15 protein-coding genes are annotated in these 18,880 nt (G+C 48.7%); all 15 read right to left on the bottom strand.

Features of this window, described 5'->3' with window-relative positions:
• Positions 1-150 precede the first annotated feature (150 nt).
• The gene (locus ACXAG2_RS17285; protein ID WP_474869028.1) at positions 151-2,499 is read right to left on the bottom strand and encodes a DNA polymerase II; all 2,349 of its coding nucleotides are present in this window, start codon (positions 2,497-2,499) and stop codon (positions 151-153) included.
• Positions 2,499-4,415: a tetratricopeptide repeat-containing diguanylate cyclase gene (locus ACXAG2_RS17280; protein WP_474869026.1), complete on the bottom strand. Its 1,917-nt coding sequence runs from the start codon at positions 4,413-4,415 to the stop codon at positions 2,499-2,501. Before ACXAG2_RS17280 ends, ACXAG2_RS17285 begins: the two co-directional genes overlap by 1 nt.
• Positions 4,416-4,470: 55 nt before the next feature.
• Positions 4,471-5,742 (bottom strand): sensor histidine kinase, encoded by a 1,272-nt coding sequence (locus ACXAG2_RS17275; protein ID WP_474869023.1) that lies wholly within the window; start codon positions 5,740-5,742, stop codon positions 4,471-4,473.
• Positions 5,742-6,326 (bottom strand): chemotaxis protein CheC, encoded by a 585-nt coding sequence (locus ACXAG2_RS17270; protein ID WP_119502493.1) that lies wholly within the window; start codon positions 6,324-6,326, stop codon positions 5,742-5,744. The genes ACXAG2_RS17275 and ACXAG2_RS17270 overlap by 1 nt, the downstream gene beginning before the upstream one ends.
• Complete coding sequence (locus ACXAG2_RS17265) at positions 6,323-6,688, bottom strand: response regulator (RefSeq protein WP_119502492.1); 366 nt, start codon at positions 6,686-6,688, stop codon at positions 6,323-6,325. The genes ACXAG2_RS17270 and ACXAG2_RS17265 overlap by 4 nt, the downstream gene beginning before the upstream one ends.
• Positions 6,689-6,961: 273 nt before the next feature.
• Positions 6,962-8,008: a protein-glutamate methylesterase/protein-glutamine glutaminase gene (locus ACXAG2_RS17260; protein ID WP_474869021.1), complete on the bottom strand. Its 1,047-nt coding sequence runs from the start codon at positions 8,006-8,008 to the stop codon at positions 6,962-6,964.
• A 7-nt stretch (positions 8,009-8,015) separates the two neighbouring features.
• Positions 8,016-8,630 carry a chemoreceptor glutamine deamidase CheD gene (cheD, locus tag ACXAG2_RS17255; protein WP_474869018.1) on the bottom strand — a complete coding sequence of 205 codons (615 nt, stop codon included), beginning with the start codon at positions 8,628-8,630 and terminating at the stop codon, positions 8,016-8,018.
• On the bottom strand, positions 8,623-9,459 hold the full coding sequence (locus tag ACXAG2_RS17250; protein ID WP_474869016.1) for a CheR family methyltransferase: 837 nt from the start codon (positions 9,457-9,459) through the stop codon (positions 8,623-8,625). The genes cheD and ACXAG2_RS17250 overlap by 8 nt, the downstream gene beginning before the upstream one ends.
• A 15-nt stretch (positions 9,460-9,474) precedes the next feature.
• Positions 9,475-12,402: a methyl-accepting chemotaxis protein gene (locus tag ACXAG2_RS17245; protein WP_474869014.1), complete on the bottom strand. Its 2,928-nt coding sequence runs from the start codon at positions 12,400-12,402 to the stop codon at positions 9,475-9,477.
• Between the two features lie 2 nt (positions 12,403-12,404).
• Positions 12,405-12,905, bottom strand: a complete 501-nt coding sequence (locus ACXAG2_RS17240; protein ID WP_119502487.1) for a chemotaxis protein CheW — start codon at positions 12,903-12,905, stop codon at positions 12,405-12,407.
• Entirely contained in the window at positions 12,902-14,842 is a 1,941-nt protein-coding gene (locus ACXAG2_RS17235; protein WP_474869012.1) for a chemotaxis protein CheA, read from the bottom strand. The genes ACXAG2_RS17240 and ACXAG2_RS17235 overlap by 4 nt, the downstream gene beginning before the upstream one ends.
• Positions 14,843-14,862: 20 nt before the next feature.
• Positions 14,863-15,228 (bottom strand): response regulator, encoded by a 366-nt coding sequence (locus ACXAG2_RS17230; protein ID WP_119502485.1) that lies wholly within the window; start codon positions 15,226-15,228, stop codon positions 14,863-14,865.
• 87 nt (positions 15,229-15,315) lie between these two features.
• On the bottom strand, positions 15,316-16,503 hold the full coding sequence (locus tag ACXAG2_RS17225) for a methyl-accepting chemotaxis protein (protein ID WP_474847384.1): 1,188 nt from the start codon (positions 16,501-16,503) through the stop codon (positions 15,316-15,318).
• Positions 16,504-16,819: 316 nt separating this feature from the next.
• Complete coding sequence (locus ACXAG2_RS17220; protein ID WP_474843428.1) at positions 16,820-17,986, bottom strand: pyridoxal phosphate-dependent aminotransferase; 1,167 nt, start codon at positions 17,984-17,986, stop codon at positions 16,820-16,822.
• 27 nt (positions 17,987-18,013) lie between these two features.
• Positions 18,014-18,835, bottom strand: coding sequence for a sulfite exporter TauE/SafE family protein (locus ACXAG2_RS17215; protein ID WP_119502482.1), 822 nt, complete (start codon positions 18,833-18,835; stop codon positions 18,014-18,016).
• Positions 18,836-18,880 lie beyond the last annotated feature (45 nt).

Genomic DNA, 18,880 nt, shown 5'->3' with positions numbered 1-18,880 from the left:
GTTAAACACTGTTCCTCCTATCCGGTGACTAAGTCGAAGCTCCCTGTCAGCGCCTGAAGGCCGTCCTGCAAGGGATGTAAACGTTATATCGGATAAAGTGTGCCAGTGAAATGGCTCTGCGTTGAATTACCGGAAGGGGCGGCTAACGGGTTAAAATAAACCCAGTTGCTGGTTGTCTATATCATCATAGTTGATCCCTGTTGCCGGCAGGATGCTTTCAGCAATGGGTCTGATTTGTTTTTCAATATAGTGTTCATAGTCAGGTGGTTGAGTGACATACCCGACAGCCTGCGGTCCTGCTATAGTGACAACATAACGCACTGTAGTTTTGTGCTGGTATTGCAGAGGTTTGCCTGTTGCCAGATTCATCTCATCAGCCTGACGTGCAGCTTTAACATGAGGCGGTTGCGTGCGTGTATAAGCATTCAGAGGCTTTCTGAGGCGCCTTGCGTACACCAGAAAGTCATCCAGTTTACCGGCGCGGATATCACTGAGTAATGTTCTGATGTAATCCATAGGAGACTGTTCTGCGAAGACAAGGGCGTAAAGCTTTTCCTGAAATTGACGTGCCAGCGCAGTCCAGTCTGATCTGACATTTTCCAGCCCTTTGAAAATCAGTTGTTCCTTACCCTCTTTTACCACCACGCCGGCATAACGCTTCTTGCTACCTTCTTCTGAACCACGGATTGTGGGCATAAAAAAGCGGCGGAAGTGGGTTTCAAATTCAATTTCAAGATGACAGTGTAAATCAAAATCCTGTTTTAACGTCTCACGCCAGCGGCGGTTGATCATGTCCTGTAACTGCGTACCAATTAATTCAGCTTGCCGGGGTGTGCAGTCATCACCTGTGAATACAAATGTAGAGTCCGTATCGCCGTAAATCACTTCGTAGCCGGCTTCTTGTATCCAGCCGGCAGTGGTTTGCATGATGTCGTGTCCCCGCATAGTGATCGAGCTGGCAAGACGGGGATCGTAGAAAGGGCAACCGCCACTACCGAGCACACCGTAAAATGAATTCATCAAAATTTTTATCGCCTGAGAGCGCGGCGCATCCTGCTGCTGTTTAGCTTCATCACGTTGTTGCCAAAGTCCTGCAATGATATCGGGCAGATAATGCTCCGTGCGGGAGAACATGGCTCCTCTGTAACCTTCTATGGCGTTTTCAGGGTGCAGTAACCCTTCAGCCAGACCAAGGGGGTCAATAAGAAAAGTTCTTATGATAGAGGGATACAGGCTCTTAAAATCCAGCACCAGTACATTGTTATACAACCCGGGTCTGGACGTCATCACGTAGCCCCCCGGGCTCGCAAGACCGCCATTCTCCGGGCGTATTCCACATATATATCCCTGTCTGTGCAGCTTAGGCAGATATACGTTTATAAACGCTGCAACTGAGCCGCCGGGCCGGGTCATATCCAGTCCGGTAAGGGTGCTGCGTAATATGAGAAAATCAATGAAACGTGTATGTTCCGCGATGTCGTTTACCAGAACACAATCCTGATGATTGTATGCGAGTAGCTGAGAAGGATTCTCGCGGTATAAGGTTTTAATTTCTTCAAGTTTATCCCCGCCGGTAATCAGCTTTCTTTTATTCAGCAAGGCATTTGCAACAAAGTCCAGTGCGAAGCTTTCGAACTGCCAGGTCATGGTTTTCAGCGCATCAATGCCATCAATGATACAGCGGCCGGGAATCTCTGCTATCACCTGTGAGCCGTCTTCCCACTCCCGTACGGTAAGGGTTTCTCCCTGGCGGCCCAATGTCAGCGGAATGCCTTGTCGCCGTGCCATTCTGTTAAGCACTGCGAGGTCAAACTGTTTGATGTTCCAGCCCAGTATGACATCAGGATCCAGCTTTGCGACAGCCTTGCAGAAAGCGGTAAGGACTTCTTTTTCACCGGGCATATTAATGACATCAAAGGTTGCAAATTCGTCAGTGACCGGCGTGGTTCCTGCTGTATTCAGCCATACACGGTTCATGGTCTCAGAAGCAACGGCGATGGAATACAGGTTTTCCTTTTCATCACACTCAATATCAACAGAAACACTGGTCAGTTGCGGACGAAACTGTGCCCCTTTCACTTTGGCGTTCACAACCTCATTATTAACCTGCGTCCCGAAATAACTCACAGCTCCGTAAGCAAAACGCTCCATCAGAAAACGGTCTTCAGACTTAATATCTCCCTCGTACAGCGGCAATCCGGCGGTCTGCATCCCGCGACGTAATTTGTGCCTTGTGAAGTCGTCAGCACACCGCAGTAGTATGACTTCTTCCTGTTCCAGGGTTTTGAAATTGACCGCTTCCGGGGTGATCTCCAGGCCTTTCGCGCGGATCAGATTTTGAGCCTGTTCCAGATGAGATGTTCTGATGAAGCAAACGCTGGTTTGTGGCTCAGAGATAAGCCGTACCGGACCATTCTCAGTGGAAATCCACAATTCAACGCATTCGCGGCTATCCCTGCGAATGGTCCGGCGGGATAAAATGAAGCCTTTGCCTGTCACTATTGAGATTGTCCGTCCGTAGCAGAGGGCTGACCGGTCACTATTTTATCTCTGCCAGTTTCCTTTGCCTCGTACAACGCTTCGTCTGCGACAGCAACTACTCTGGTCATATTGGAAAACGAAGTGGCATCGACAAGGCCGACGGATAACGTGACCTGCATCGTTTTGATTTTCAGTTCATCAGGAATTTTCCGGACGCTGCCGGCAAAACGCTCAAGCATGTCCAGCGCGTCGTCCGTCCCGGTATGGGGAAACAGGAAAAGAAATTCCTCTCCACCAATACGGCCCAGAATATCCGTTTTCCTGAAATGCTTTTGCGCCTTTCTGCCAAAGGCCCTGAGCACATCATCCCCGGTTTGATGGCCGTACTTGTCGTTAATTTGTTTAAAATGATCGAGGTCAATAACCGCTGCTGTCAAAGGCGTTTTGTGTCTTTGGGCCATCTGATACTGTAACTCAGCATCTTCCATGGTTTTCCGGCGTGTCATTAAACCAGTCAGGCCGTCATAGTTTGCCAGTTGTTCAAGGCGTTTCTGATGACGTTTCCCATTAAAATACAGCCAGCTCAGCAGGCCACATACCACAATAAGCAATCCGATAAGTGCAATTGTGTAGCGCTGAAGGCGCTGTTCATTCTTTAACTGGTTTTGCTGACGTAAATTTTGCTCTTCCAGCAGGGCATTTTGCGCCCGCTGTTTTTCCACATCGAAACGGGTCTGTAATTCCAGAATTCGCCTGGTGTTAATTTCTTTCTGTAACAAAGCGCGGTTCTGCCTGTTTTGCAGTAATACCAGATAGGCAGACTGGTGCTCACCCTTGGCGGCAAAAGCGCGGGCTTTTGTATCTGCAATGGCAATTCGTTGTGACAAAAAGGATTCACCCGTGGCCATTTCCTCAGCTCTGGCCAGTCTGCGTAAAGCCTCTTCCGGCTGACCCTGATCAACGGCAATTTGTGCCTTTTCAATTAAGACTTTAATTTGCATAAACGGATTGCCAGCCTGCATAAACAGACTGAGGGCATCATCTAAAAACGGCGATGCATCGGCGGTCATCCCCCGGTCAATCAGCTCAGATGCAATAGCTTCATAACTGAATGCAGCACCCTGTAAATCGCGGATGTTAAGGGCAATATCTGCAGACTCAAGAAGCAGGGTCATGCCTTCATCACCATCGCCGGTTTGGATAGTGGCCTTGCCTAAACCAAACAGGGTATTCGCCAGTTCAAGGCGCACATTATTTTGCCGGTACCAGGTTTCAGCTTCGCGGTAGAAACGCAAAGCCATTTCAGGTTCCTGCTGGTATTCGTATACAAGGGCAATCATGCTGGCAAAATCAGCCCGGCTGAAAAAAGCACCCGGAGATTCAAGACGGCGGTAGCCTTCCTGGAATAACGCAAGGGCTTCGCTGTACTGGTTCAAAGTCACATTGATATAGCCGTTTACGCTGATTGCATAGAACAACAGGGCTTCGTCATCCCCTTCTATGGCGCGGGCCAGCGATTCCGCAGCAGCAGAGATCATGGATTGAGCAAGACCCAGTCCGTCTCTGGCTTCTGCCAGCGCCAGCGTCAGATAGTCATGTAAAGGGGGAGGTGGAGCCAGTGCCAGACCTGCTAAAGCGGCTTCTTGCGCTTTTTCATGCAAAGCAAGCGCGCCATTTGCACGGCTGATGAGGTAAAAGTGCAGGGCTCGCTGTTCTGATGACAGTTCATCATTGTTAGCCGGTAAAGCATCGAGTACGTCCTGCGGTGAGTTTCTTACGCCAGCAAGATGCACGGCGGCATCACCTGTCCACAAGTCCGCGAATACGTTGAAACTGAGAATACTGAAAGCAAGCAGGCCTGCCAGGTATCTTTTAAACCGGTAAGCCGGATACATCACTGTTCCTGTCAGCATAAGAAAAAGACGGTGTATCATAGCCTGATGCGGGCGGGAGGCCAAACATAACCTGCAACAGTTCAGCCCGGGAATATTAATGTGCCTCGTCGTCCGGGGTCAGTACCGGTAAAGTGACTTCAAATACGGTACCTTTACCCACCTTACTACTGACTGAAATTTTGCCTTCATGTTGTTCTATGGCTGTATAGGCCACTGATAAACCTAGCCCCTGACCCAGGCCTTCCGGTTTGGTTGTGAAGAACGGGTCAAATATCTTCTTAACGTGTTTTTCTTCAATGCCTTCGCCACTGTCGATGATCTTGATGCGGACCGTCGTGCCATCACCATGCACATCTACTTTTACAAACCCTTTATGATTGATTGACTGGGCCGCATTGATCACCATATTCATCAAAGCCTGTTTAAGGCTGCCCGGCTCACAATAGATTTTCAGGGCGGCGGGTTCACAGGTGACTTTAAACGTGGGCTTTTTGTATTGGACTGATACCAGTTCAGCCATCTGCTTTACCGCTTCATCCAGATCCATCAGTTGCCAACCGGCTGAATCTTCCAGCGCAAACCGCTTGAGATTCTCGACAATATCCCGCACACGGATAAGGCCGTCTCTGGACTCATCAATCAGCGGAGTCATATCGTCTTTTAATAAGTCGTAATGATGCTCTTCCAGAAGGCCCGTGATCAGCGTGCGTGTTTTTTCATCGGTATTTTCAATATTGTCTGCCAGCGTGTCGCACAAGGTTATCAGGTGTTCGCCGTATTGCTTTAAAGTGTCCAGATTGGCTGAGACAAAGCCGATGGGATTATTGATTTCGTGGGCAATGCCGGCGGCCAGTTGTCCGGTAGAAGCCATTTTTTCTGCCTGGATAAGCTGGCTTTGCGCTGAGTCGAGTTTCTTGATGAGTTTAAGTTGTTCTTCATGCTCACGTTTCAGTGCTTTGGATAATTCCTGTTGGGCAATGAAGTAACTTGCCTGGGCGGTAACATCCTGAAGGAAAATACACGCCAGCTTGCCATGCTCCGGAGAAGATAAAGGCACGATTTCCATATTCTGGTACATCTGTGTCTCTTCACCGGTAATGGGGCGGCTGCTTTTAAACGGAAAAATATGCGGGCGTTGTTCCCAGTAGCTGAAACTGGGATGTTGAAGAACGAAGACAGATTTGATTCTGCGGCGCAGAAACTTTTCCTGTTCAGGAAAGAGCTCTGCTACCGGCTTTTCCATGTAGTCAGCACGGAGTCCGGTTTCCATGCGGTCGATAAAAAAGTCGTTGAGGAAAATGACCTGGTAATCTTCATTTACAATGCAGATCCCAACCGGTAATTTGCCAAAAAGTTGCTCGAACATTAACCCAGCAATTCATCAATAGTTTCGGTTAGCCGTACCAGTGACGCACGGTCGAGACAAAAGACTACCCGCATGGAAAATGAAGAGAGCTCAATATCGAACTGCACTTCCATTACCAGGCTATGCTGCCAGTTAAGTTCGGTGAATGATGCCTTATTCGGAGAAAACAGCGTCGGCATATTCAGGTTGGTTGCCAGTTCAAGCTGGTTCGATAAACCGGCCAGACAAGCGCCGGCCAGAATATTTGAAAGCTCCAGTATGGTTTCTTCAATATCACTCTGGCTGAGCGGTGCCTCGTATTCGAGCAGGCTGGCCACTTCGGTTAAACCCTGCTCTGATACTACCGCCATCACTTCACCCTGAATATCTCCAAGGAAAGATTGTCTGGTATAAAACGCATTTTCACTGCGATTAATAAGTGTAAATAATTCAGCTGGCGTAACGGCTGATATTTTAGGTATGGAAATACCTATTTTGGTTTCTATCAGGTGCGCCAGCGAATTAGCAGCTTGCCCCATAGAGATATTCATTAGCTCCTGAAGGGCGTCACGTTGATCTTCTGTGAGGGAAATAACACTGCTCATAGATACCCCAGCTCAAACAATGTCATGGCTAATTCTTCTTTATCCAGAGGCTTTCTGATGAATTTGTGCGCCCCCAGATCCATAACAATGCGTTGCTTTTCAGGCTGGAAGTCAGCACTGATCACAATCACATCCGGTCTTTCTTCTTTGTCCGCGAGGTATTCAAGCACACCAACACCGTCCACCTCGGGCATAGTCAGGTCGAGTAATAGTAATCTGAACCCGTTCTTTTCGAGCAGATCTATTGCTTCCCTGCCATTCGCAGCTTCTGTGACAGTAAACTCGATTTCAGGCGGAAGCGCTTTTAGTACACTTCTTCGTGACAGACGCGAGTCATCGGCCACAAGTAGCGGAACTGTCATTCTTACCTCCAGACAATTTCGAACCTATCATGAGTATTTGCGATATTTTCATTCCTGCAAGTCCACCTGAAAAAAAATCTTTCAATTTCGACTATTTGCTAATATCACGTCATTTTGAGTATAGGTCTTTTGTGACATTTGCGTGTTATTCTTTAGGTGGAATTTTCTGCACAAATGTCACTAAAACCTTCCCGAATCCAGTGTAGCTAACTTCTCACCTGAGCTACCGGATGCAACGCCATAATCTGATATAAGCCGTCATACTTAAGAACGTTACAAACGGCTGCCTGCTTTCATTTTCTCCAGTTGAGAAACCATTGCCTGAGCGATATTCTCAAGTGGCAATATCTTTTCTGCCGCCCCCAGCGAGACGGCAACTTTAGGCATACCATATACCACACAGGTATCTTCATTCTGACAAATGGTGAATGCACCTTTCTCTTTCAGCGCCAGCAACCCGTCTGCGCCGTCTTTACCCATACCTGTCAGCAAACTGGCCACCACGTTACTGCCGGCAGATTCAACCAGCGAGGTAAACATCATATCCACCGAGGGTTTGTGGCCACTGACACGGGGCCCGTCATTTAACCTGATCCGGTAATCGGCTCCACTGCGGACGATCTCCATATGTTTGTCGCCCGGAGCCAGATAGCCGTGGCCGGGAAGTAAACGCTCATCACCACGGGCTTCCACAATTTTTAACTGGCTGCAGGCATCCAGCCGTTTTGCAAAGGTGCTGGTGTAACCCGGTGGCATATGCTGGGTGATAACCGTCGCCGGTGCATTGGCCGGTAACGCACTGACTATGGTTTTTATCGCTTCCGTGCCGCCGGTAGAAGCGCCGATGGCGATGATTTTCTCAGTACTTGAATAGGTGAGGGCTGTCGTTGCTTTAACTGTGGCCGGCTTTTGCTGACGCACCCGTGAGCGGGCTGCCATACGTATCTTTGATAAAATCAATTCGCGGTATTCTTCTATTCCCTGCACAACTCCCAGTTTGGGTTTGGGAATAAAATCAACAGCGCCAAGCTCCAGTGAACGGATGGTGGCATCAGCGCCTGCTTCCGTGAGGGTGGATATCATTACCACCGGTGTGGGACGTGCTTTCATCAGTACATCGAGGAAACGCAGGCCGTCGACCTTGGGCATTTCAATATCCAGAGTGATGACGTCCGGATTGTGCTCCTGCACCATCTTTTTGGCGACATAGGCATCGGGTGCGGCACCAACCAGCTGCATATCGCTTTCGCTTTTTACGATTTCGCCAAGCAGATTTCTGATTAACGCGGAGTCGTCTACAACAAGTACTTTTATCGTCATGGCTCACCTAATCAAACTGTTCAAATTCACTCTGTTCAGGCTCTTTTTTCAACTTAATGCGGTAAGCACTTTCCCGGTCCATGATCGTTGAATTATTGAATTTCCGTATCCGCTTCACGAGTACCTGTCCTGAGTCAGGGAAGAAATATATTTTGCGGGCGTAGTCTTCCAGTAAATCGCTGGCAACGATTGGAATATGCTCTCTTCGTAAGTAAGCAGTTACAAACTCAGAGTTCATCTGGCCGACATTGGTGACGGATATACCCGCAACCACATTTCCGCCGCCAAATACTTTGGCTTGCAGGTGCCGCTTATCGGCACCTAAATTCATCATCTGATTAATCAACAACTCCATGGCATACATGCCATATCTGGAGGCTTCACAAAATTCCCCTTCAGAGCCTCTGTCTGAGGGCAGCAAAAAGTGATTCATGCCGCATACGCCGTTGTGCAAATCCATCAGACAAGCAGACACACAGGAGCCGAGAACCGTGACCATCAATGTGTCATTGCCGGTAGAAAAATACTCACCCGGCAGAATTTTTACAGCCTGCCGGACAAAGCGGGGATCGTAATATGTGTTGGCTTCGTGCCCCACGCCGTCCATGAAGGTTTCAGCCATAGCGTCTGCCTTCACGGGCTGGTTTGTAAATGGTTTTCCCCACTGGCGTAACGATCTGTGAATCCTTATTGAAGTTCTCTGAATGTCCGGCGATGTATAAACCGTCATCCGGTAACAGTGCCACCATGCGTTTCAAAATATTCAACTGGGTGGGCTTATCAAAATAAATCATCACGTTACGGCAGAATATGACATCAATGGGTCCCCGTATTGGCCAGGTCACATCCATCAGATTGATGCGTCTGAAACTGACATTTTTTCGCAGTTCCGGTACTACCCGCACTTTACCTTTCTGGCTGCCTTTACCTTTGTGCAAAAACTTCTTGCACTGGTGCGGTGTCAGTTTGGTTGTTGCCTCGCTGTTGTATATGCCTGCGCTGGCTTTCGCCAGTACCTGGCTGTCAATGTCTGATGCAATAATCGAAACCGGATTATCAAAACTGTCGAACACCTCTGCCACTGTCATTGCAATGGAGTAGGGCTCTTCGCCGGTACTGCTGGCTGAACACCAGATTGTCCGCTGGCCAGGATGCGTCCGCAGGTAATTTGCCAGCGCATCAAAGTGGTGGGCCTCACGGAAGAATGAAGTCAGGTTTGTCGTCAGGGCATTGATGAAGTTCTCGTCTTCTTCAGGCGTACGTTTCAGGTATGTGAGGTAGTCATCGAAGCTGTTCAGCGACAACGCCCGCAGTCTGCGGGCGAGTCTGCTGTACACCAGTGAATCTTTTGTATCTGTAAGATTGATCCCTGCCTTTTGATATAAGGTTCGTCTGACTCTCTCAAAATCCTCTTTATTAAACGCAAATTCTTGCCGGGCGCTCTGGCTCATACCGGCCCATCTCCTTTAAAAACTTTCCCATTCTTCCGTATCTTCAGGGGCCGCTGCCTTTACTGCAGGTTTGCTGCTTTTCCCGTTTGATCCGATTGCTGCTGCCGGCTTGCGGGACTGAGATTTCGGTCTTGCACTAATGGCAGGTAAGTCTTCCATCGGGTCTGCTGAGCGGTCTTTATCACTTAATTTAAATGTGGCCACACGCTCTGACAGTTGTGCTGCCTGCTGACGCATACTTTCCGCTGCTGCTGCGGCTTCTTCGACCAGCGCCGCGTTCTGCTGCGTCATTTCATCCATTTGCGTAACGGCTTTACTGATTTCGTTTATGCCGTTGGACTGTTCAGAAGACGCCGCAGCAATTTCTGACATAATGTCGTTAACCCGCTTAATCGAGGTAACCACTTCGCCCATGGTGTCGCCGCTCTGTTTCACCAGCGTGTTGCCGCTGCCAATCTTATCTACCGAGTCTGAAATCAGCTCTTTGATGTCTTTTGCAGCTTCTGCAGAGCGCTGTGCCAGCGTTCTTACTTCTGAGGCGACTACCGCAAATCCGCGTCCCTGTTCACCGGCACGGGCGGCTTCTACGGCGGCATTCAGTGCCAGAATATTGGTCTGGAAGGCGATGCCGTCTATTACGCCGATAATGTCTGAAATTTTCTGGGCTGACTCGTTGATGCTGCCCATGGTTTCAACCACGCGCTGAATCATATTGCCGCCGTTTACGGCGATAGATGAAGCCTGTGATGCAAGGCTGTTGGCCTGCTCGGCATTCTCTGCATTCAGACGCACAGTACCGGTCAGTTCTTCCATTGAGGACGCCGTTTCTTCCAGACTGGACGCCTGCTGCTCTGTCCGGCTGGATAAGTCTGCATTTCCGCTGGCGATCTCACTGGACGCACTGCTGATGGTTTCAACAGCGTGGTTGATGCGTGAAATGGTGACCCGCATATCACGGATAAACTGGTTGATAGACTCGCCCAGCACTTTGAACTCGCCTTCAAACTCGTGTTCAATCTCGCAAGTCAGATCGCCCTTCGCCAGTTGGGTCATAACTTGTTTAATATCGTAAACTGCAGTGGTACGGGCGGTGACATCGGTTGCGTATTTCACCACGCGGAAAGGTTTGCCATTCTGGTTCAGAATGGGGTTATAAGAAGCCTGAATCCAGATTTCTTTGTTACCCTTGCCAAAACGTTTGTACTCGCCAGACTGGTAGACACCGTGATTCAATTGATCCCAGAACGAACGGTAATCATTGCTGTTGCGGGTTTCCTGGTCCACAAACATGCTGTGATGTTTACCTTTAATTTCATCAAGGGTATAGCCCACTGTGTTCAGGAAGTTATCGTTGGCATTCAGGATCATGCCATCCACATCAAACTCAATCACAGCCTGAGATTTACCAATAGCCGAAATCTGGCCTTCGAAATAAGCGGTACGTAACTTTTCTTCGGTAATGTTGGTCGCGTATTTCACTACTTTGAAAACATTGCCGTCCATATCCAGAATAGGGTTGTAGGAGGCCTGAATCCAGATTTCTTCACCGGCTTTATTAATTCGCTTAAACTCACCGGAGAAGAACTTACCCTTCTTCAGGTCAGCCCAGAATTGAGAATATTCCTCTGAACCCCGGGTTTCTTTATCTACAAACATTCTGTGATGCTTGTCTTTTATTTCATCAAGGGTGTAACCCACTGTGTTCAGGAAGTTATCATTAGCCCACTGGATAATACCGTCCACATTGAACTCAATGACCGCCTGAGATTTCCCGATGGCGTTAATTTGTCCTTCAAAATAGGCATTTTTCAGTTTTTGTTCAGTGATCAACGTGGCGTATTTAACGACTTTGAAAACCTTGCCGTTCATATCGATAATCGGGTTGTAGGATGCTTGAATCCAGATCTCGTTGCCGCCTTTGGCAACCCGTTTATATTCCCCTGACTTAAAGTTGCCGCCCCGTAATTCATTCCAGAAATTGCTGTAAGCAGCACTGATTTTTTCAGACGGCTCAACAAACATGCTGTGGTGCTGGCCCTTTATTTCATCCAGGTTGTAGCCGGTGGCACTTAAGAAATTGTCATTGGCCCACTGAATGTTGCCGGAAGTATCAAATTCAATAACGGCCTGAGCTTTACCAATTGCTTCAATCTGGCCTGAATAATCGGCATTTTTCAGTTTTTCTCTGGTTATATCGATAGCAAACTCAACCACTTTGGTGACCTTGCCGGCAGTGTCGAAAATCGGGTTATACGAAGCCTGCACCCAGAACTCTTTGTCATCTTTGCCAAAGCGTTGATATTCCCCGGAGTCAATTTCGCCGCGCCGTAATTTATCCCAGAAGTCTTTATATACCTGATTGTGAACCAGCTCCTGTTTCACGAAAGCGCTTTGATGTTTTCCCAGTGCTTCCGCCCGGCTATAGCCGGTGAGCTTCAGAAAATTCTCATTCACGTCGATGAGTTCACCCTCTGCTGTGTATTCGGCCAGAGCCTGAACCCGGTGAAGGGCCTCCAGCATGCCGCTTTTCAGCAGAAGTTCTGTTTGATCCACCCATTCCACCATGGTGCCCACTGAGTGGCCTTCTTCGTCCTTCAGCGGGGTGAGGGTGAGTTTAAAATTAACTTTGCCCACAACGATGTTTGACGACATCGGACGCTTGAGCTCTGCCAGCATGCCTTTTTGATGAGCGGGATTCTTATGGAACTGATCGATGTTCTCGCCAATCAGATTGTCTGCTGAAAAATGCGGCAATACTTTCTGTAATTCTGCTTCGTTATCCTTTAATAACTTAACGACGGCTTTGTTGGCGTAGACAATATTTCTGTCTGCGTCAGCCATCATGATGCAGCAGGTAGAAGCATCGACAGCCTGCGATTTACGCAGCATCTGAATTTTCTGATCACGCGAAGCTTCGCTGTTGATCCAGTCAAACATACCCATAATTACTCTCCCTCACCGGTCAGTTGCTCTGCAACAAGACCGATTTCTTCGCTGGAAATTAGTTGTTCAATGTTAACCAGAATGACCATATGGTCATCCACAGTTGCCAGCCCTTTCAGGAACCGGCTGTCGAAAATCACCCCGAAATCAGGTGGTGGCCTGACTTCATCTTCCGTAAGGCGTACAACATCCGAGACGCCATCAACGACTATGCCCACAACACGGTTATGAACATGCAACATGATGACGATGGTGAATTCATTGTAGGTCGGATCCGGAATATTGAATTTAATCCGCAAGTCGACGATGGGGACGATGTCACCGCGAAGATTCAGCACGCCTTTGATAAATTTGGGCGCATTGGCGATGGGGGTGACTTTCTCGTAGCCGCGAATTTCTTTTACTGAGGTAATATCGAGGGCATATTGCTCAGAGCTTAAAATGAAACTTAAGTATTCCTGAACATCTTTAGATGCGAGATGGTCTCTGGCATGGGCACTCATAATACTTTTTCCTCTTCATGAACAGGTTTGCACAAGTCTGCGATGGCATCTGCATCCAGGATCATGGCAACACGGCCATCTCCCATGATGGTGGCACCGGATATGCCGGGCACTTTACGGTAGTGCTGTTCGAGACTCTTGATCACCACCTGTTGCTGGCCGAGCAGAGAATCGACCTGAATAGCAAAGCGACGTTTGCTGCTTTCCAGCAGTACAACAATCCCTTTCGTGGGGTTCGTAACAGCATGGTCCACATGCATCATCTGGTGAATCGGTACCAGAGGCCAGTACTGCTCTCTTATCCACAGCAGATGTTCGTTCTTAATCAGTTTGAGCTGTTCTTTTACCGGTTGCAGCGATTCGATGATATTGACCAGCGGGATGACAAAAATCTGGTCGCCCACGGCAGCACAAATACCGTCTACAATAGCCAGCGTCAGGGGCAGGTGGATATGAAAGGCTGACCCGAGACCTTTATGTGAATCGATTTCTATGCGGCCGCCAATCGCTTCAATATTCCGGCGGACAACGTCCATACCAACACCACGACCCGAAACGTCGGTCACTTCCGCTGCCGTGGAAAATCCGGGCTGGAAGATCAGTAACCAGACCTCGCTGTCAGGCATGTCCGGTGTCACCGGCAGGCCATTTTCTGTTGCTTTGGACAGAATGCGTTCACGACTGAGTCCTGCCCCGTCATCAATAATGCTGATGACAATCGAACTGCCACGCTGTGCAGCCCGTAAAATCACGGTACCATTTTCAGTTTTGCCTGATGCGACCCGGTCTGCCGGCTTCTCTACACCATGATCGATACTGTTTCGAACCAGGTGAGTCAGAGGGTCGACCAGCTTTTCAATCATGCTTTTATCGATTTCAGTTGCGCCGCCTTCAATAACGAGGTCAACTTTTTTACCGAGTTTAGAAGACAGATCCCGAACAACACGGGGGAAGCGGTTAAATGTCATATTTACCGGCAGCATACGCATAGACATTGCCGATTCCTGGATCTCGCGGGTGTTGCGCTGCAGTTCTGCAATGGCCGTTTGCAGCTTCTGACCTATGGCTCCGGTGACTTCATCACCAATCATCGACAGCATGGACTGGGTAATAACCAGTTCACCCACCAGGTTTACCATCTGATCAATTTTAAGGGTGTCAACACGAATAGAAGACGCTTCTTTGTTAGCCGCAGATTTCGCTGCAGCTTTCTTTGCCGCAGGTTTAGCGGCTGCTTTCGCCGCCTCTGCCGATGCGGCTCTGGCGTCTTCTGCAACGGCTTCAACCGGTTTGAAGAAACCGTAACCTTGCTTTTCTTCCGGTGATGCAGCAGGTTGAGGCTCATCATCAAAGAAGCCAAACCCGTCTATATCGTCATCTTTTGTTTCTGCTTTTGCCGCTTCATTTTCTGTGTTTTCTGCGACTTCCGCTGTTTCTGCTGCGGGCTCGTCATCATCATCATCGAAAAAGCCGAAACCATCGATATCATCGTCATCTGCCGCAGCGCTTTCTGCAGCGGGTTGCGGAGCATCTGCTGCCTGTCCGTCGGCTGCAGCCAGCGCTTTTTCGAGGGCTGCTACACCGGAGTCTATGTCAGATTGAGGAAGCTCACTACTGGTTCGATATGCATCCAGAATGACCTTGAGTAAGTCTACCGTTTCAAGAAACAAATCAACGGTAGGCACGTCCAGCGAAATGGTTTGTTTGCGGGCTTTGTCGAGCAAATTCTCCATGACATGGGTGAGCCCGGTAAGCGCATCAAAACCGAAGATTCCACTACCGCCTTTGATTGAGTGGGCGGCCCTGAAAATACTGTTGAGTTGCTCAAGATCGGGATCTTCGACATCCAGTTCCATGAGGAGCTGTTCCATGTCATCCAGGTGTTCCTGACTTTCGTCGAAGAAGACCGCGTGGAATTGTTCGATATCGATAGACATAGTGACGCTTCCTGTTACAACTAACCGAGAACCTTACCTACAACCGCAAGTAATTTGGCAGGGTCGAAAGGCTTAACCATCCAGCCTGTGGCACCGGCAGCTTTCCCTTTTGCCTTCATGTCGTCACCCGCTTCCGTGGTGAGCACGATAATGGGCGTACGGGCATAGGCTGACATACCGCGAAGGTTTTTGATCAGCGTCAAACCGTCCATTCTTGGCATATTCTGGTCAGTTAAAACGAAGTCGAAGCGTTTCACTTTGCATTGATCTAACGCATCCTGTCCGTCTACGGCGGTAGTTACAGGGTAACTGGCTGACTTTAAGGTCACTTCTACCATCTGGCGGATTGATGGTGAGTCATCAACAATGAGGATATTCTTACTCATAATACTCCCGACAATTTTTTCACGTGTTGCGCCGAATCCGGCGATTCCATGTCATCCCGGCTAACAAGCGAGCCGCGCTGGTGGTTGCTAAAATAATTCAATTTCTCCGGCATCGATGCTGCTGGCAGATACCGGATTATGATCGAGGTTAGCCCGGTTTTTCATGCTGCTCTGCAGCTCTTCCAGGTTCTTTTTAACCGTGGCAATATCATTGGTTCCCAGCAGAGGCAGTTGCTCATTAACGATGGTGAGCATTTCCTGGGTATAGGTGAGGTTCTGACCGTTAATGTCGCCAAACTGCATGCCGCGGATAGCAGAGCCGATAGCACTGTCCAGCTGACCGGAGATCCCTTCAAGTTCATTCGTTGTGTTCGCGTCGCTCTCAGCTTTTACGATAATCGCGTCCAGCTCTCCCTGAATGTCCCGCTTTGCTGTAATGATATAGCTGGTATCCTGGGCGGCGAGTGTGCGGACATCCTGCGTGAGTTCATCAATTTGCACGCCGATGTTTTCCATCTGTTTCTTGATAACGCCGCTGAACTGAGTGGAGCGGTTCGACAGAGCACGAACTTCGTCTGCAACAACAGCAAAGCCGCGGCCTGCTTCACCGGCACGTGCCGCTTCAATTGCAGCATTCAGTGCCAGCAGGTTAGTCTGGGCAGAAATATCATCAATATCGCCAAGGGCTTTAAGCACTGTAGGCATGGTGTCGTAGATACGGTTTACTTTTTCCAGAATGGTGGTGGTGCCTTCTGAAATCTGTTCGGTAGACTCAAGGAATTTATCCAGTGACTTCTCTGTTTCATCAGCAAAGGTACGCATGCGGTTTGAGTACATTTCGCCGCTGTCAGAATCTGCCTGAATCAGTCGGGTAATACAGGTGTTTTGCTCGCCTACAAGGCGTTGCAAATTGAGGAAAGCTTCACTTAGAGTGGTTACCGCATCGGTTTGTGTATTGAAAATGTCAGACAGGTTTTTCTCACAGTCACTGATAATTTTAGCCATATCCTGAGTTACCGACATCATATCGCCGGTGACTTCCTGTTGTTCAAATACAGGTTCTGCGTGTACAGCCTGAGTTTCGGCCTGTGGTTCTGTATCTCCTGATTGCATTTTTGCTGCCAGAAAAACGCCGATGGAAGAAACGACTATTGCCGGATAAGCAAGACCCATTGACACTAAACCAAAGCCCACAACAAGGCTCACGCCTGCACCAATCATTGCAATTGGTGGTGTATTTTTTATTCCGACCATAATTTGATTGTCACTCATCATAATACATTCCGGGATTGTTACTGCCTGCACGTTGTCGGCTTTTTCTGTCTCTTTGGGTCCAGACTGTGTGAAATTTTAGAAATTTACTGACCAAAAGGATTTGCCTGATGCGTTATCAGGCGCACGTTAATTTAAGTTATAGACAAGAATTTCAGTAATGAAAGGAATGTAGAAAAAAAATTCTCAATCGTCAGGAATGTCGTGATTGTCGCAATTGCGAACCGGATTAAGAGGGGGGATTATCAGGCATGCAGCAGAATGAGAGGCGCCTTACAGCACCTCTCATCGACCAGATTACATTGTGTTTAACGTACAGTTACGCCTTGTACATGGCTTCCAGCGCTTTTGGCATTGCGTCGACGTACATCTTCACATCTTCGATTTTACCGGTACTCACCCGCGACCAGGGCTTGTAAGTCCGGTACTGTCCGCGGATCAGCACATTTTCTGTTTCCATAGCAGCACGGAAGGCATTGGCATCGCCATTATCACCCAGATTCACAAAAACAAAGTTAGTCGCTGATGGCAGTGCCGTCAAACCATTCGCTTTAACTGCCGACATAATCATGTCTTTGGCTTCCATCACTTTATCCCGTGAGAAGTCTTTGAAGGCTTCATCTTTAAAGCTCGCAATCGCTGCTGCTAAGCCGGCCTGGTTGATGGAATAGCCGCCGAGACCATATTGATTGATAAAGCTGATATTTTCTTCTGAGCCAAGCATGTAACCCACACGCATGCCGGCCAGGCCATAAATTTTTGAGAAAGTACGCGCCACGATAATATTGTGGCCCTGATTGATCAGCGGGATCATTGAGTGTGCAGGGCCATCACTGATCAGTTCGTTATACGCTTCATCAACCAGCACCAGCGTTTTCTTCGAGGCTTTTATACAGAAATCCTGCAGCTTTTTCGTGTCGAGCACTTTGCCGGTCGGGTTATTCGGGTTGCAAATATGGACCATGGCAATGTTGTCATCGATAGCGTTGTACAGTGCATCGAGGTCAATATCCAGATCAGCTGTGTTGGGTACCCGCACAATATCCGGTCCGCCCTGGCTGATTGGGGCCTTAGATGTGGTGTCCCAGAAAAGATCCGGACCTAGTATTTTTCCCTTTGATGTGGCGGCATAAGCGGCGAAGGCCAGAATCAAACTGGAACCGGCGGTAATTGCCACATTTTCTTTTTTCAGGCCATACTCTTCTGCAATCATGTCAGTTAAGTACATGCCCGCCTGATAAGCATAATAGGCACCGCCGGTGGACGAGGCTTCTGCAATGGCTTTAAGAGCAGCAGGGCTCGGACCATAGGGGTTTTCATTTGCATTCAGCTTGGCGATGCCGGCCTGAGGGCCGTACATTACGTGAGGCGCCGCCACTGAAGAACCTGCTGCCAGCGCAGCAGGAGTAATAATACCGGTTGCGCCGGCTGCTGTAGCAGCCAGGCTGCCGCCTAAGAATAAACGTCGTGCAGGGTTGTAAGTCATAAATAAGTTCCTTTGAAAGTGAAAAGACTAAAGGGCTTTATAAAACATGCCGAGTGACACGATGATTAAGTAAATGCCAAACAGTCTTTTGAGCATTTTTTCACTGAAGTTATGCGCCATGTTGGCACCAATAGGGGCCGTCATAATCGAACCGATACTGATGGCAATAAGGGCGGGAATATTGACATATCCCACGGTACCCACCGGCAGGGCGGCAGTTTCAGAGTGGCGCATGAACAAAAAGCCCAACGCGCCTGGCAGGCCGATGAGAAAGCCGACACCTGCAGCAGTGGCAACTGCCTGCTGAATTGTGCGGCGGCACATGACCATGGTGATAACGGTGGGCGTTCCACCGCCAATACCCAGTAAGGCAGAAAAACCACCCAGCACAAATGCGAGGGTGGCTTTACCGATACCTTTGGGCATAGAGAAATACATTCCCGGACGCACGACAAAATCGGGGAACAGGAAGTAAATTGAGTAAAGCAGTACACCGGCTGCAAAGACAATTTTAAGTCCGCCTGCACTGGTGTTATCTGCAATGAGTAATCCGCCGATGACGCCAAGGACTATCCATACCGACCAGGATTTCAGTACGGCAAAGTCCACAGCACCTTTCGCTTTGTGGGCAATTACAGAACGCAGGCTGGAAACAACAATAGAGGCTAAAGACGTGCCGATAGCCACTTTCACGATTTCATCAGAATCGGGAACAAAGAAGGGAAAGACAATAGACAGGGCAGGCACGACAACAAAGCCGCCACCGTTGCCAAACAGGCCTGACGTTATGCCGGCAATGGCACCTGCAGCACATAACGTAACAACAAACCAGACCAACTCGATTTCCATAACTACAAAACTCCGCTAAACATTAATTTAAAGAGGGTATGTCCT

This window comes from Alteromonas sp. ABH4_456, assembly GCF_056160645.1.
This window is presented reverse-complemented; position numbering and strand designations above follow the sequence as displayed.

Bases quoted from the DNA above. Each gene is read 5' to 3' on its own strand.
- ACXAG2_RS17245 (WP_474869014.1), bottom strand. From the start codon at position 12,402: ATGGGTATGTTTGACTGGATCAACAGCGAAGCTTCGCGTGATCAGAAA.
- ACXAG2_RS17230 (WP_119502485.1), bottom strand. From the start codon at position 15,228: ATGAGTAAGAATATCCTCATTGTTGATGACTCACCATCAATCCGCCAG.
- ACXAG2_RS17215 (WP_119502482.1), bottom strand. From the start codon at position 18,835: ATGGAAATCGAGTTGGTCTGGTTTGTTGTTACGTTATGTGCTGCAGGT.
- ACXAG2_RS17225 (WP_474847384.1), bottom strand. From the start codon at position 16,503: ATGATGAGTGACAATCAAATTATGGTCGGAATAAAAAATACACCACCA.
- ACXAG2_RS17275 (WP_474869023.1), bottom strand. From the start codon at position 5,742: ATGTTCGAGCAACTTTTTGGCAAATTACCGGTTGGGATCTGCATTGTA.
- ACXAG2_RS17260 (WP_474869021.1), bottom strand. From the start codon at position 8,008: ATGACGATAAAAGTACTTGTTGTAGACGACTCCGCGTTAATCAGAAAT.
- ACXAG2_RS17240 (WP_119502487.1), bottom strand. From the start codon at position 12,905: ATGAGTGCCCATGCCAGAGACCATCTCGCATCTAAAGATGTTCAGGAA.
- ACXAG2_RS17280 (WP_474869026.1), bottom strand. From the start codon at position 4,415: ATGATACACCGTCTTTTTCTTATGCTGACAGGAACAGTGATGTATCCG.
- ACXAG2_RS17250 (WP_474869016.1), bottom strand. From the start codon at position 9,459: ATGAGCCAGAGCGCCCGGCAAGAATTTGCGTTTAATAAAGAGGATTTT.
- ACXAG2_RS17220 (WP_474843428.1), bottom strand. From the start codon at position 17,986: ATGACTTACAACCCTGCACGACGTTTATTCTTAGGCGGCAGCCTGGCT.
- ACXAG2_RS17235 (WP_474869012.1), bottom strand. From the start codon at position 14,842: ATGTCTATCGATATCGAACAATTCCACGCGGTCTTCTTCGACGAAAGT.
- ACXAG2_RS17265 (WP_119502492.1), bottom strand. From the start codon at position 6,688: ATGACAGTTCCGCTACTTGTGGCCGATGACTCGCGTCTGTCACGAAGA.
- cheD (WP_474869018.1), bottom strand. From the start codon at position 8,630: ATGGCTGAAACCTTCATGGACGGCGTGGGGCACGAAGCCAACACATAT.
- ACXAG2_RS17270 (WP_119502493.1), bottom strand. From the start codon at position 6,326: ATGAGCAGTGTTATTTCCCTCACAGAAGATCAACGTGACGCCCTTCAG.